The 13857-nt window shown below is 69.3% G+C and carries 13 protein-coding genes; 2 read left to right on the plus strand and 11 right to left on the minus strand.

The genetic code is table 11. The annotated features are described in order from the left end of the window. Window positions 1–3: 3 nt before the first annotated feature. Window positions 4–714, minus strand: coding sequence for an IclR family transcriptional regulator (locus E6A21_RS02990; RefSeq protein ID WP_138442606.1), 711 nt, complete (start codon window positions 712–714; stop codon window positions 4–6). A 293-nt stretch (window positions 715–1007) separates the two neighbouring features. On the opposite strand from E6A21_RS02990, the gene E6A21_RS02995 reads away from it, so the two are divergent. Beyond that, window positions 1008–1538 carry a flavin reductase family protein gene (locus E6A21_RS02995; RefSeq protein ID WP_138442703.1) on the plus strand — a complete coding sequence of 177 codons (531 nt, stop codon included), beginning with the start codon at window positions 1008–1010 and terminating at the stop codon, window positions 1536–1538. 48 nt (window positions 1539–1586) lie between these two features. Further along, a complete protein-coding gene (gene hpaB / locus E6A21_RS03000) occupies window positions 1587–3038 on the plus strand; it encodes a 4-hydroxyphenylacetate 3-monooxygenase, oxygenase component (RefSeq protein WP_138442607.1) in 1452 nt (483 codons plus the stop codon). 71 nt (window positions 3039–3109) lie between these two features. On the opposite strand, the gene E6A21_RS03005 is transcribed toward hpaB, so the two are convergent. From E6A21_RS03005 to E6A21_RS03050, 10 genes are all read right to left on the minus strand, one after another. After that, a complete protein-coding gene (locus tag E6A21_RS03005; RefSeq protein WP_138442608.1) occupies window positions 3110–3802 on the minus strand; it encodes a GntR family transcriptional regulator in 693 nt (230 codons plus the stop codon). Window positions 3803–3853: 51 nt separating this feature from the next. Further along, a complete protein-coding gene (locus tag E6A21_RS03010; RefSeq protein WP_138442704.1) occupies window positions 3854–5221 on the minus strand; it encodes an MFS transporter in 1368 nt (455 codons plus the stop codon). 177 nt (window positions 5222–5398) lie between these two features. Then, window positions 5399–6166, minus strand: coding sequence for an SDR family NAD(P)-dependent oxidoreductase (locus tag E6A21_RS03015; protein WP_138442609.1), 768 nt, complete (start codon window positions 6164–6166; stop codon window positions 5399–5401). Between the two features lie 16 nt (window positions 6167–6182). Beyond that, window positions 6183–7205, minus strand: coding sequence for a 3-hydroxyacyl-CoA dehydrogenase family protein (locus E6A21_RS03020; RefSeq protein ID WP_138442610.1), 1023 nt, complete (start codon window positions 7203–7205; stop codon window positions 6183–6185). Window positions 7206–7219: 14 nt separating this feature from the next. Further along, complete coding sequence (locus E6A21_RS03025; RefSeq protein ID WP_138442611.1) at window positions 7220–8155, minus strand: sugar phosphate isomerase/epimerase family protein; 936 nt, start codon at window positions 8153–8155, stop codon at window positions 7220–7222. 95 nt (window positions 8156–8250) lie between these two features. Continuing rightward, on the minus strand, window positions 8251–9168 hold the full coding sequence (locus E6A21_RS03030) for an NAD(P)-dependent oxidoreductase (protein ID WP_138442612.1): 918 nt from the start codon (window positions 9166–9168) through the stop codon (window positions 8251–8253). Next, window positions 9161–10729, minus strand: a complete 1569-nt coding sequence (locus tag E6A21_RS03035) for a four-carbon acid sugar kinase family protein (RefSeq protein WP_138442613.1) — start codon at window positions 10727–10729, stop codon at window positions 9161–9163. The genes E6A21_RS03030 and E6A21_RS03035 overlap by 8 nt, the downstream gene beginning before the upstream one ends. A 41-nt stretch (window positions 10730–10770) precedes the next feature. Further along, window positions 10771–11547, minus strand: coding sequence for a triose-phosphate isomerase family protein (locus E6A21_RS03040; RefSeq protein WP_138442614.1), 777 nt, complete (start codon window positions 11545–11547; stop codon window positions 10771–10773). 1 nt (window position 11548) lies between these two features. Continuing rightward, a complete protein-coding gene (locus E6A21_RS03045; RefSeq protein ID WP_138442615.1) occupies window positions 11549–12007 on the minus strand; it encodes a ribose-5-phosphate isomerase in 459 nt (152 codons plus the stop codon). 83 nt (window positions 12008–12090) lie between these two features. Then, window positions 12091–13833, minus strand: coding sequence for a dihydroxyacetone kinase family protein (locus tag E6A21_RS03050; protein WP_138442616.1), 1743 nt, complete (start codon window positions 13831–13833; stop codon window positions 12091–12093). Between the last annotated feature and the right edge of the window lie 24 nt (window positions 13834–13857).

Below are 13857 nucleotides of genomic sequence, written 5' to 3' on the forward strand. Positions count from 1 at the left end.
GTCTCAGCCGACCGCAGCGGCAATCCGGCGGGCGGACTCCTTGAGTGCCCCGCCGACCGGTTCGATCTCGATGTTCCCGCCCAAGTGCACGACGGCGAGTGCGGACGGCCGCTGGCGCGGGGTCAGTATGGGGGCTGCGATGGCGAAGACACCCGGGATCACCTCGTCGTGGCTCACCGCGTACCCGCGTTCGCGGGCTTCGTCTGCCTCCGCGCGATACGGCACCTCGGGCATCCGCCGCTCCCACTCGGCGCGCCCGAGTGCGGACTGGATCGCGATTCCGGGGGCTCCCGACGCGACGCTGTGCCGGGTGCCCGGGCGTTGCGCGATGGTCGTGCCGTTGTGCCGGGGCTCGACGGTGGCGAGTGTGACGCAGTCGGCGTGGTCCCACACGACGACGAAGGCGGTCATCCCGAGCTCCTCCGCGAGGCGTCCCAGCTCCGGAGCGGCGGCGGACTGCAGGTCGCGGGCGACGCCGCGCGCGAGGACGGCCAGGCCGGCGCCGGGCTGGAGGCGTCCCGAGTCGTCGCGTTCGACGAGCGAGTGGTCCTCGAGCGTGCGGATGATGCGATAGGCGATCGAGCGGTGCACTCCGAGGGACTCTGCGAGCTCCGCGATGGTCAGGGGTGAACGCGCGTCTGCTAGAACCTCGAGCGCGCGGATCCCCCGCGAGAGGGTCTGGGAGTGGGCAGCTGTCTCGGTTGACTGCGGCATGCTGTTCCTTCCGAGGGCGCGTCTGGTTCGAGAGGATCGATCCGACGGAGGCGTTGTAGCGGGGGGCCAGCGAGGGCTTCGGCGTCGTAGAGTCTTATGCAGGCCCCACAGCGGATCCTTCAGTGGGTGTTCGATGAGTGTTCGATAAAAGGACGTCTTTTCCGATTATAGAACCGGCTGGGGTGCCGTGACAGAGGCTGCGCTCAGTGTGACGTCCTGCCCGATCGCAGAGGAAGCGACCTGAAGCGTCCTACGGCACAGGACGCGCAGAGGAAGGCCCAGGAGGTGTGACGATGATCCGTGAGCCCGGTGCTGGGCCGGAGAAGAGGGGACGGACCGTGAGCGGCCGCGCCCACCATTTCCGCGGCAGCCTCGGCCGCTTCGCAACCGGAGTGGCGATCGTGACCTTCGACGGGTCGACAACACGCCACGGCATCACCGTCAACTCCTTCACCTCCGTCTCCCTCGATCCTCCGCTCGTCCTCGTGAGCATCGCCCGCAGCACGAGGGCGCACGACGAGCTTGCCGGGCGTCCCTTCACGGTGAACATCCTCGGGGCGGAACAGAAGGCCCTGGCCATGCACTTCGCCGGCACTCCCGGGGCCGAGCCCCAATGGGTCGAGGGGACCGTGGCTCCCCGCCTCAGCCGCGTCCTCGCCTATTTCGAATGCAAGCCCTGGGCGGCCTACGACGGCGGAGACCACACGCTGTATCTGGGCGAGGTCGTCGATTTCAACTACCGGTCCGGGGACGCGCTCGCGTTTGCGAGCGGACGCTTCACCACGATCCCCGAGAGCCAGCTCGGGGTGGAGGACTTGCTCTAGCCCCCGACGATCCTCCAGGTCCAACCATCCGACGACGGGAGAAGCACCATGGGCATCCGTACCGGCCAGCAGTTCCTGGACAAGCTCGACTCGATGCGGCCGCACCTCGTGATCGACGGCGAGGTGGTCTCGGAGAACCTCACCGAACACCCCGCGTTCAGGGGCCTCGCGCACACCTACGCGAAGCTCTTCGACATGCAGCACGATCCGCAGTTCCGGGACCGCCTGACCTACCCGTCGCCCACCACCGGCGAGCCGGTCAACGCCTCGTTCCTCGTCCCGCGCTCGAAGGAGGACCTCGCGAGACGGCGGGACGCGATGTCCGTGTGGGCCGAGTACTCCAACGGCTTCCTCGGCCGCACCGGCGACTACATGAACTCGGCACTCACCGCGCTCAGCGCGGCGAAGAAGTTCTTCGCGCGGGCCGACCCTGCCTTCGGGGAGCGCATCGAGGCCTACTACGAGATGGCGAGGGAGAACGACCTCCTCGCGACCCACACCCTCATCCCTCCCCAGGCCAACCGCTCGGTGTCGGGCTCCGAACAGCTCGGCGGCCAGCTTGCGGCCCGCGTCGTCGAGGAGCGCGACGACGGCGTTGTCATCCGGGGCGCGCGGATGCTCGCGACAATCGCGCCCATCGCGGACGAGCTGCTGGTCTTCCCGTCGACCGTGCTCCGCGGCGCGCCCGAAGACGCGCCCTACTCCTTCGCCTTCGCGATCCAGAACGACGCGCCCGGCCTGCGGTACCTGTGCCGTACGGGACTGCATCACGGGGGGAGCCACCACGACGAGCCGCTAGCGAGCCGCTTCGAGGAGGTGGACGCCGTCGTGGTGTTCGACGACGTCTTCGTCCCCGATGAGCGGCTGTTCATGCTCGGCCACCCCCAGCTGTGCAACCAGTGGTACTCGGAGACCGGCGCTGCGGCGCTCATGACGCATCAGGTCGTGACCCGCACGGTCGCGAAGAGCGAGTTCTTCCTCGGGCTTGCCTCCGAGATCGCGGCGGCGATCGGGATCGACGGCTTCCAGCACATCCAGGAGGACCTCGCAGAGCTCGTCCGCAACGTCGAGATAGGGAAGGCGCTCGCCGTCGCCTCTGAGGCCCAGGCCCAGCTGAGCGACGACGACGTCATGCTCCCGCACTGGCCGACGCTCAACGCGGCCCGGAACTGGTACCCGAAGGCGTCGCAGCGCTACCCGGAGATCATCCGCAAATTCTGCGCCTCGGGTCTCATGGCCCTCCCCGGCGAGGCGGACCTCGACGTGGCCCGCGAGGATATTGAGCAGTACCTCCAAGGCAAATCGCTGACCGGCCCCGAACGGATCCGCCTCTTCAAGCTCGCCTACGACGCGTCGATCTCGGGCTTTGCCGGGCGGCAGGCACTCTACGAGTACTTCTTCTTCGGCGACCCGGTGCGCATGGCAAGCGCGCTCGTGAACAGCTACGACCGCGAACCACTGCGCGCCCGCGTCCGGGAACTGCTTCACCGCGAGGACTGAGGAGCCTCCACAGGCTGAAGGGCAGCCCTCCCCAAGGTGGAAGGGCTGCCCTTCAGCCGCGCGTCGAGCCTTCAGCCGCGCGTCGAGACGGCGTCCCTGACGGCGCGGTCCCGCACGAGCGAGATGTGCTCGAGCATCGCGTCGTGCGCGCGCCGGGGGTCGCCCGACTCGAACGCCTCAAGGATCTTCGTGTGCTCGTCGATCGCGTTCTCCGCGTCCGTCACGCCCAGGTTCCCGAAGAAGCGGAAGCGCTGAACCTGGCCGCCGAGGGCGTTGTAGGCATTGAGCATGAAGCGATTCTGCCCATTCTCGGCGATCAGGCGGTGGAAGCGCTCGTCCGCCTCCCAGTACGCTCCGTACTCGGCGAAGGTCGGCCCGGTGGGGGCGCCCCGGAGGTCGTCGACGGCCTGCTCGAGCTGCGCCCGGAGCTCCGGGGTGACGTGCGCGCACGCACGCTCGGCGATCGCCGGTTCGATGACGGCGCGCGCTGCCATGAGCTCGTCGAGCTCCTCAGCGGTGAACAGGGGTGCGACCCGGTAGCCTTTGAGCGCCTCCCGCCGGACCAGCCCGGTCGCCTCGAGCCGGGCGAGCGCTTCCCGGATCGGGGTCTGGGAGACTTCGAGTTCCAGGGCCGTCCGGTCGATGCCGATGGCCTGGCCCGGCTCGAGCCGGCCGTCCATGAGGGACGCGAGGAGTTCCTGGTACACGTAGTCGGCCAGGAGCTGCCGGTTGGCGGGCCGGCGGCTACTCGAAACGGCGGGCATGGTCGAATCCTATCGGATATGGGCTCGAAGACTCGGGCGGAAGAGCTCTGGCTAGTGGTGCATCACGGGTTCCTCCAGCAGCTCGTCGGACTTCGGAGCGCGGAAGAACTTGGTGAGGAAGACCATCGCCGCGGCGACGAATGCGAAGACGCCGAGCGAGACCACGCCCCACTCGCCGCTGGCGGTGGGAACGGCTGCGTTGATGGCCGTGCGCATGAGCGGAGCGACGAAGCCGCCGAGGTTGCCGAGCGAATTGATGAGCCCGATGCCTGCGGCCGCCGCAGCGCCCGTGAGGAACGACGTCGGGTACGCCCACGTGATGGGGCCAACCGAGAGGAAGCTCGCGACGGCGAGGGTGATGAACACGATGCCGAGCAGCGGCTGCCCGCTTACGCCGGCCCACGCCGACGCCACGATGAAGAGCCCTGTTCCGATGTAGAGGAGCGTTCCCCAGTTGCGGCGGCGGGCGATGGTGTTGGCCGCGCGGCCGAGGTAGTAGCAGGCGAACAGGCCGACGAGCCACGGGATGGCAGAGACGAGGCCGACCTCCCAGCCGACCTTCTTGCCGAGAAGGCCCGCGACCTCTTGGGGGAGGTAGAACGTCGTCCCGTACACCGCGATCTGGAGGGCGAAGTAGATGACGGTGAAGTACCAGACCTTCCAGTTCGCCATGGCCGCCCAGATGCCCTTCGGGCCGTCCTGGCTGCGGGCGCGGTCCTCGAGGGCCATCGCATCGGAGAGCGCGAGCTTCTCGCCGTCGTCGAGGAACTTCGCCTTCGACGGGCTGTTGGTGAGGAGGAACAGGGCGGCGATTCCGGCGACGACGGCGAGGAGGCCCTCGCCGAGGAACATGACCTGCCACCCGCGGGCGAAGCCCAGGGAGTCGCCGAAGCTGATGAGGCCGCCGCTGAGCGGGGCGCCGATCATCTGCGAGAACGGCTGGGCGAGGTAGAAGATCGCGAACATCTGCACGCGCACCTTGTTCGGGAACCACTCCGAGAGGTACATGATGACCCCGGGGAACAGGCCGGCCTCGGTCACGCCGAGCAGGAAGCGCAGGACGTTGAACATGACGTCGTTGGTCGTGAACGCGAAGCACGCCGCCACGATGCCCCAGGTGATCGAGATGCGGGCGAGCCAGAACCGTGCCCCGAACCGCTTGAGCAGGAGGTTGCTCGGCACCTCGAAGATGGCGTAGCCGATGAAGAAGATGCCGGCCCCGAGGGCGAAGGCAGCGTCGCCGACGCCGCGGTCGGCCTTCAGTGCAGCCTGCGCGAAGCCGACGTTGGTGCGGTCGAGGAACGCGACGAAATAGAGGATGACGAGCATCGGCATGAGATGCCGGGCGGCCTTGGAGATGGCGGACTTGAGCTTCGCGTCGTGGGTCGACGGCGCGGTCAAGGACACATCAGCGGGCATGGACACTTCAGCTCTCCTTCGAGTTGAACTTCTGGGCCGTGCTTCTTGGGTTGGTTTCGTTGATTTGGACTTCGTCGGGACGTGCTTCGTCGGGACGTGCTTCTTCAAGCCGGGCTCCTTCGAGCCCGGCTTCTCGCCAGGGACCTGGCTATGAGGGAAGCCAGTGCATGACGAAGGTCAGTGCATGTAGAGGCCGCCGTCGACGTTGAGCGTCTGACCGGTCACGAATCCGGCGTCCTCGCTGATGAGGTACGCGATGGCCGCCGCGATGTCGCGCGGGGTCCCGATCCGCGGCAGGACGCCGTCGGCCGCCATCTTCGCCTTGCGCTCCTCGGTGAGGGTGCCGCCCATGATGTCGGTGTCGATAGGGCCGGGCGAGATCACGTTGACCGTGATGCCGTCCTGGCCGAGCTCGCGGGCCACGCTCCGCGAGAAGCCGATGATGCCGGCCTTCGCAGCCGAATAGACCGTCTTGCTGTAGGTGCCGCCGCCGCGCTGCGCCGAGACGGACGAGAGGCTCACAACCCGGCCGACGCCGTGCTTGACCATGGACTCGACCGCTCGGTGGGTCGCATAGTGCACGCCGTTGAGGTTGATGTTGATCACCCGGTTCCACTCCTCGGGGGTGACCTCGAGGTACGGGACCGGCGAGGAGACGCCCGCGAGGTTCACGAGCGCGACCACCTGGGGGAGGGTGCCCTCGAGCTCGTCGAACGCCGCCCGAACCTGCTCTTCGTTCGAGACGTCCGCGCCCGCGCCGGCGGCCTGGACGCCGTGTTCGAGGGCGATTTCCTCGGCGACGCGCTTCGCGGCCTCGGCGTCGATGTCGATGATGCCGATGTTCCACCCGCGCTCGGCGAGGTAGTGGGCAGTCGCGCGGCCGATGCCCCGCGGGGAGGCTGCACCCGTGAGGATCGCAGTGCGGGCTTCGGGGAATGCTGTCATAGCGGACTCTCCTTGGTCAGTTTCCGGATTCTGCGGAATCGGCGTGGATGGGCGCCGGCCCCAGCTCGTCCATGAGCTTCTTGATGGCGACGTAGGCCTTGTTGCGGTAGGCGACCAGCTCGGGGATCCGCTCGGCGGGGACGTCGAGGTAGCCGGCTCCGGACTTCGTCCCGAACTTGCCGGCGTCGACGAGCTTGCGCAGCGACTCGGGAGTCGCGAAGCGCTCGGGCCAGCGGGTCTGGAGCGAGGCGTAGCAGAAGGCATAGACGTCGAGGCCGGCCATGTCCGCGATCGCGAACGGACCGAAGGCGGGGAGGCGGAAGCCGAACGTGGTGCGGACGATCGTGTCGATGTCCTCGGGCGTCGCGATGCCCTCCTCGACGATCTGGGTCGCCTCGTGGAACAGCGCGTACTGGAGCCGGTTGAGCACGAAGCCCGTCGCATCCTTGACGCGCGCGCTCTCCTTGCCCGTAGAGGCAACGAGCGCTTCTACGAGCGGGATGACGGCCTCATCGGTCGTGGCGTGCGGGATGAGCTCGACGCCCGGGATGAACGGGGCCGGGTTGGAGAAATGGACGCCCAGGAAGCGCTCGGGCCGCTCGACGGCAGTCGCGAGCTCGGCGATGCGGATGGTGGACGTGTTGGAGCCGATCACGGCGTCGGGACGGGCGGCGGCGCTGATCCGCCGGAGCGTCTCGTGCTTGATCTCGATCTTCTCGGGGACGGCCTCCTCGATGAAGTCAGCGTCCGCGACAGCGTCCTCGATGGACGGCGCGGGGGAGACGTTCGCACGGATGCGCTCGACGGCGTCTGCCGGGAAGAGGCCCTGCTCGGCGAACTCGGCTGCCTCGGCGAGGAGGCGGTCGTAGTTCTTCCGGGCGATCTCCTCGGAGATGTCCGCGATCTTGACGGTCGAGCCGGCAAGGGCGAGGGACTGCGCGATGCCCCCTCCCATGTAGCCGGAGCCGACGACGGCGATCCGGTGCTGCGCCGACTGTGTCTGGACCGCTTGGGGCTGGGCCTCAGGGTTCGTTGTCATGCTGGGGTTCCTTCCTAGGCCTTGGGCAGCAGCGAGCGGATGTACTTCTGATTCGTGGCGCACACGCCCAGGCTGTCCCCGCCGTACTGCTCGGTGAGGATGATCCCGTTGAAGCCGAGCTTCACGGCGTCGCGGAACACCTGGCGGTAGTTGATGAGGCCGGCCTCCATGGTCGAGGGCACGGAGGTCGCCCAGCTGCCGTCGGCCGCCTCGTCGCGGGTGTAGTTCTTGACGTGCCAGTAGTTGGCGTAGGGGAGCGTCTTCGCGTACAGCTCGCGCCAGTCCTCCACGGGGCGGTGGAGGCGGATGAGGTTCGCGACGTCAGGGTTCAGGCCGACATTGTCCAGGCCGACCTCTTCGACGAACCGCACAGCGCTGTCTGCCGTGCCGAGGTAGGTGTCCTCGTAGAGCTCGAGGGAGACGGGCAGCCCGACTTCGGCCGCGTGCTTGCCGAGTTCGCGGATGCGGCGGACGGCGAGTTCCCACGTCTCGCGGTCGTCTGGATCCTTGGGCCCCTCGGCAGTCCAGAACCACAGGGCTCTGCGCTGGGCTTCGCTGAAAGGCTGGTGCAGGCCGGTCGAGAAGACCTTCATGCCCCACTCGGCGGCCGCGTCGATGGTCCGGTGGGCGTACTCGAGGTTCCGCTCCTCGTGGCCGGGCATGATGACGCTCTGCCGCTGCAGGTGGACGGAGGGGATGCCGACGCCGTGGGACGCGGCGATCTGGAGGAACTCGTCGCGGCGTGATGGCGAGAGGTCCGCCGGTCGGACGTGGCTGTCGGCGAGTTCGGCGAGGTTGAAGCCGACCTCCTCGATCTGGGCGAACATGTCGTCCCAGACCTCGGGCTCGGCGTCGTGCATTCTGACGCCGTTGGCATCGGCTGCGGGGAAGCCGTGGAGGCAGGTCGCAATCGGCCAGGTTTCGGCGGTGTAGTGAGGATTCTCCGGCATGATGCTCCGTTGCGTAGGGGAAGTCGATCTTCCCTGATCGTAGATCCTATAGGATATAGAGTGAACTAAGTCACCCGGGAAGTCAAGGTGACGTTTCAGACTATAAGGTCGGTTCCCCGCAGCTCCGGTGCGAGGACCCGGATGACGGCGGAATCGTCCTCCGCCTCGAGCCCCATCGACCGGCCTACGAGGAACAGCTGCTCTGCCGCCGCGGCGACGGGTGTCGGGAGCCCGGCAGCCCGCGCGGCGTCGCCCACGATGCCCAGGTCCTTCACGAAGATGTCGAGGCGGCTCAGCACGGCCGCGCCCCCGTCGTCGTACGCATCGAGCATCCGGCGGCCGCGATCTTCCAGCATGAACGAGTTCGCGGCACCCGCCGTGAGGGCGTCGAGGGTGCGTGCCCGGTCGAGCCCGAGCGCGTCCGCGAGGGCGAGCGCCTCGGCCGCCGCCGCGATGTGCACGCCGCACAGGAGCTGGTTGACCGTCTTGAGCGCCTGGCCGTCCCCTGCGCGGTCGCCGACGACCGAGAGCGTCGAGGCCAGCAGGTCGAGCACGGGGCGGGCACGGGCGAGAGCAGACGGGGGCGCCCCCACGACGACGAGGAGGTCTCCGTTCCCTGCGCGGACCGGACCGCCCGAGAGCGGAGCATCCACGAGCTCGACTCCGGATTCGGCCAGGCGCTCGGAGGCGCCGGCCACGGCTTCGGTTCCGACCGTGCTCGTGAGGATCACGACGGCGCCGCGTGCGAGCCCGGGGGCTATGCCCGCCTCGCCGAACAGGGCATCCTCGAGCTGCGCGCCGTTGCGGACCGCGAGCAGGACGCCGTCCGCCCCCTTGGCTGCTTCCCCCGCCGAACCGAACGTCTCGATGCCGGCCTCGCGCGCAAGGGCGAGGCGTTCCTCGGAGATGTCGAAGCCCCGGACGTCGAGGCGGGTCGCGAGCCGGGTGGCCATGGGAAGGCCCATGGCGCCGAGCCCGAGGACCGCGACCGTGAAGTTGCTGGAGTCAGTCATCGATGAGTTCCTTCTGGCTGCTGGGTGTGCCGTCTGCGTCTGTGCCGTCTGCGCCGGATATGCCGTGTGCACCGGATATGCGCCCGCTGAGCTTGCCGACCACGTCGGCGAGGGACGCGTCGTCGCCGACGTTTCCCGCGAAGACGACGTAGGGGATGCCGAGGGCGGGGCCGTCCATGGGCTCCCAGAGCGAGACGATTCCGGGGAGCATGGGGCCGCGGACCATTGCGCGGCGGATCCCGAGCCCATGGGCGGCGACGTCCGACGACGTGATGCCTCCCTTGGCCACGACGAACCGGGGCCGCACGGCCGCGATCGTCTGGCGTACGACCTCGACGAGGCTCGCCGAGACGCGGCGGGCAATCGCGAGGCTCCCCGCGGCGTCGGCGGCCGTGACCAGGGTGCGGCTCGTGTGCACGACGACGTCGCCCGTCGCGAGCGCCGCGGCAACGCGGCCTGCGGTCTCTGCGACGTGGGCGCCGTCGTCCGAGAGGACGCGTTCGACGTCGAGCTCGACGACCTGCACGGACGGGAGCCGCTGCAGGAGGGCCTCGAGCTGGCGGGTCGTCTGACCCACGTGGGAGCCGACGACGACGAGGCCGCCGTGCTCCGGGGCGTCACCGCCGAGGGCCTCATCCGAGCTGAGCGGCGCCCGGACCTCTTGGCCGATCCGGCCCCGCACGAACGGTGGGCCGACACGGTAGACGAGCTTCTTGCCGCGCCGCTCGGCCTCTGCGAGGCCGAGGGCGAGGCGTCGGAAGTCGTTCTCGGTCACGATGTCGACGGCGATCGGGGTGCGCTCCGCGGCAGGCTCCAGCGCATCGGCTATCGCGATCGCGCTCTGCTCCGGGGTCCCGGTGCGCAGGATCGCGAGATCGAGGACGATGACCGTGCCTGCGGGATAGCGTCCTCCCGACTTCTCCTGGACGTACTCGGCGAGGCTCGAGCTGGAGTAGCCGAAGGTCGCATCGCGGGCGAACTCGGTCTCGGCGACGGGCGTGAGCGCCCCGGAGCCGCTGCGGGTGTAGTGCGTGCCGCCGATGGTCACCCGGCCTGCGTCGGGAAAGGCCGGGACGATGACCACCCCGTCGGTCGCGCGCCCGTCCTGCGCTTCGAGGGTCTCGGCGATCGTGTCCGTCTCGAGCGGAAAGTGGCCGCGCAGGGTCGAGTCGCTGCGGCTCGTGAAGGCGAGTTCGAGATCCAGATCCTCGGCGGCGGCGAGGGCGTTCGTGACAACCGCGCGGTTCCGCTCGGCCGCCTCCGCCGGATCGAGGCTGCGCGTGTTCGTGAGCACGTAGACCGCCGCCGGGCGGCGTACGCCGTCGTGCCTGCCGTTGCCGGCGGGCGCGGGCTCGGACACTCCTAGCGCGAAGGCCCAGCGGAAGTCCTCAGGCTCCCATGCTGTGAGGACGGGCAGGTCGGCGACGGACTGCGTTCCCGTCGGGTCGTCGTCGAGCACGACGAGGACCCGCTTCGAGGCGGAGACTGAATCCGCGACCAGGCCGGCTGGCACGGGGACGTCGTCGGGGAAGTTCGCGAGCAGCGCTTCTTCGAGGATCACAGGCACCTCATCGTGAAGGGGAAGGTTGACAGGAAGCAGTTCTAGGCCGTCCTCGCGGCCTCGACAGCAAGGACCTCGTCGAGGATCTCGCCCAGGGCCTCGACGCGGTGGGCGAAGCGGCCGAGGAACAGCCCGTCGACGTCGTCCGCGATCTCGCTGAGCATCCCGGGCCGGGCGCTCCCGCCGTAGATGACACGCGAGCCGGCGGAATGCGGGGACGACTTCAGATGGAGGCGAAGGCCCTCGCAGACGGATCGGATGTGCTCGGGCTCGGCTGGGGCTTCCGCGCCGATCGCCCAATGGGGCTCGTAGGCGACAGTGACGGTGGCCTCGCGGCCAGCCTCACGGGCCGACGCGAGGGCATCGTCCACCTGGCGCACGCACTCGCGCACCGCGGCGGCTGGCTCCCCGCGCTGCGCCTCGCCGACGCAGAGGATCGGCGTGAGCCCGTTGCGGAGCGCGGCGTCCGTCTTGGCGCGGACGACGGCGTCCGTCTCCCCGAAGAGTCGCCGGCGCTCGGCATGGCCGACCTCGACCAGGCGGCACCCGACCTCCGCTATTTCGGCGCCGCTGACCTCGCCGGTGAACGCACCCTCGTCCGCTGCCGCGAGGTCCTGGGCGCCGACCGCGGCGAGGCCGCGGAGGATGCCCACCGCGGCCGGCACGGAGAGGTAGCTGGGGACGACGAACAGTTCGACCGTGCCCTCACGCACGGCTCGGTGCGACCGGGCGAGCTCCGCGACTTCACTGCACCACTCGACGGTCCTCGCGTGGCTGAAGTACATCTTGAGGCTCACCCCGACGAGGTACGGCGCCAAGTCAGACGCCCTCGTAGGCGCAGAGCTCCTGGACCTTCTCGTTCGAGGGGCTTGACTCGTCGAATTCGTACGTGAGCCATTCGCGCACGTTCCGCCGCGCGAGTTCGAGCCCCACCACACGCTGGCCCATGCACAGCACCTGCGCGTTGTTGGAGAGCACCGAGCGCTCGACCGAGAAGGAATCGTGGGCGGTGACCGCGCGGATTCCCGGAACCTTGTTCGCGGCGATCGCGACGCCGAGGCCCGTTCCGCAGATGAGGACCGCGCGGTCCGCCTCGCCCCGGGCCACGATCTCCGCCGCCGTCGTTGCGATGGTCGGATAGTTCGTGTGGCCCTCGGCGGTCACGCCCACGTCCGTGACCGAGACGACGAGGTCGCTTCCCTCGAGGTCCTTCTTGATGGCTTCCTTGTATTCGAAGCCGGCATCATCGGAGCCGACGACGATTCGCCACTGTGGCATGGTGTCACCTTTTCTGTTGGTTTCTTCCCTATTGGCGCCGGTTCCCTGTTGGCGCCGGTTCCCTGTTGGCGCCGGCCGGTTCCCTACTGGGCTACGTCTGCAGTGCCGAGGCGCGAGCCGACCGTCGTCACGATGAGTGCGAGCGAGACGGCCCCGGGGTCTGGGACGCCGAGGGCCTTCTCGCCGTGCGACCGCGCCCGGCCGAGCCCGGGCATGAGGTCCGACGTGCGCTCGGCTGCTGTGTTCGCCGCCTGCGCGGCGGCCTCCCACGCCGCGGAGAGCCCGCATCCGCCCTTCACCCGGGCGGCCAGAGTGTCGGCGAAGGGCACGAGGGCGTCGACGAGCGTCTTGTCGCCCACGCGGGCCTTGCCATAGGACCGGACGGCGTCGGAGGCGGCGAGCACCCCCGCGCTGACGACCTCGGCGGAGACGGGCTCGGTGTCGCCCAGATGCGCTCCGAGGGTCCGGAGGATGACGCCCCAGAGGGCGCCGGAGGTCCCTCCAGCGTGGTCGGCCCATGCATCGCCTGCACGGGAGAGAAGCGTGCCCGCTCCGGCTCCCAGGTCGACGAGGGCCGCAGCCTCGGCCGCTGCAGACCGGGCTCCCCGCTGCATCCCGATGCCGTGGTCGCCGTCGCCGGCGATGGCGTCGATGCGGCCCAGCTCGTCGGCGTGGGCGTCGATCACCTCGCGGGTCGCGTTGAGCAGTTCGGCGATGAGCCGCGATGCCTCCTTGGAGGCGGCCGATGCGGAAGGCACGGTCGCCCGCTCGTCCGCATCGGCGTCGTCGGCCGTCGGTGAAAGCGCTGCGTGGTCCACCGCGCCGCACCGGTACGCGGGAGTGTCGGCGGGAGCGAGCCAGAGCCGTTCGAGCTCGTCGTCGAGCCACAGGAGCGTGAGCGAGACGCCCGCCATGTCGAAGCTCGTGCAGAACTCGCCGACCTGGGGGTCGACGATCGTGAGGCCGGCGGACTCGAGGAGCTCGGCCACCCGGGCGTACACGATGAAGAGCTCCTCGGACTTGACCGATCCGAGTCCATTGAGGATGGGCACGACCCGCCCGCCTGCCTTGGCGGCTTCCGTGGGAACCTCGGCGTCGGCAAGGAGCTGGCCGACGAACAGCTCGGCGAGGCCGTCCGCCGTCGGGATGTCGGTCTCGTCGAGCCCCGGCTCACCGTGGATGCCGAGGCCAACCGCCATGCGGCCCTCGGGAACGGTGAAGAGCGGCTCGGCGGCGCCCGGCATCGTGCAGCCGGAGAAGGCGACCCCGAGCGAACGGGTCCGGTCGTTGGCGAGCCGTGCGACGCGCTCGACCCCGTCGAGGTCGTAGCCGAGCGACGCCGCAGCACCCGCGACCTTGAAGACGGTCAGGTCCCCGGCGATGCCGCGGCGCTTCTCGGCCTCCTCGGGAGGGGCCGAGAAGATGTCGTCGGTCACGGTGACTGTGCGGCAGTCGATGCCGTCTGCGCGCAGTGCGTCCTGCGCCTCCGTGAAGTGCAGGACGTCTCCCGCGTAGTTCCCGTAGCTGAGCAGGACGCCGCGACCGCGGTGGCTCGCCCGGGCAACGGACTCGACCTGATGTGCGGACGGTGAGGCGAACAGGTTCCCCATCGCGGCACCGTGGGCGAGGCCCGGGCCCACGAGCCCGGCGAAGGCCGGGTAGTGGCCGCTCCCGCCGCCGATGACGAGCGCAACCTCGGGCTCCGCCGCCTGCGTGCTGCGGGTCACGCCGCCGTAGACCTTGCGCACCCAGCGGCTGTTTGCGCGGACGAAGCCCTCCACCATGTCATCTGCGAAATCGGCTGGGTCGTTCCAGAGCCGTGTCATGAGCTGCTGCCTCCACTCTGAGTC

It is taken from the genome of Sinomonas susongensis (genome assembly GCF_005877005.1).
GTDB classification, from domain to species: Bacteria; Actinomycetota; Actinomycetes; order Actinomycetales; family Micrococcaceae; genus Sinomonas; species Sinomonas susongensis.

Bases quoted from the DNA above. Each gene is read 5' to 3' on its own strand.
- E6A21_RS02990 (WP_138442606.1), bottom strand. From the start codon at position 714: ATGCCGCAGTCAACCGAGACAGCTGCCCACTCCCAGACCCTCTCGCGG.
- E6A21_RS02995 (WP_138442703.1), top strand. From the start codon at position 1,008: ATGATCCGTGAGCCCGGTGCTGGGCCGGAGAAGAGGGGACGGACCGTG.
- hpaB (WP_138442607.1), top strand. From the start codon at position 1,587: ATGGGCATCCGTACCGGCCAGCAGTTCCTGGACAAGCTCGACTCGATG.
- E6A21_RS03005 (WP_138442608.1), bottom strand. From the start codon at position 3,802: ATGCCCGCCGTTTCGAGTAGCCGCCGGCCCGCCAACCGGCAGCTCCTG.
- E6A21_RS03010 (WP_138442704.1), bottom strand. From the start codon at position 5,221: ATGCCCGCTGATGTGTCCTTGACCGCGCCGTCGACCCACGACGCGAAG.
- E6A21_RS03015 (WP_138442609.1), bottom strand. From the start codon at position 6,166: ATGACAGCATTCCCCGAAGCCCGCACTGCGATCCTCACGGGTGCAGCC.
- E6A21_RS03020 (WP_138442610.1), bottom strand. From the start codon at position 7,205: ATGACAACGAACCCTGAGGCCCAGCCCCAAGCGGTCCAGACACAGTCG.
- E6A21_RS03025 (WP_138442611.1), bottom strand. From the start codon at position 8,155: ATGCCGGAGAATCCTCACTACACCGCCGAAACCTGGCCGATTGCGACC.
- E6A21_RS03030 (WP_138442612.1), bottom strand. From the start codon at position 9,168: ATGACTGACTCCAGCAACTTCACGGTCGCGGTCCTCGGGCTCGGCGCC.
- E6A21_RS03045 (WP_138442615.1), bottom strand. From the start codon at position 12,007: ATGCCACAGTGGCGAATCGTCGTCGGCTCCGATGATGCCGGCTTCGAA.
- E6A21_RS03050 (WP_138442616.1), bottom strand. From the start codon at position 13,833: ATGACACGGCTCTGGAACGACCCAGCCGATTTCGCAGATGACATGGTG.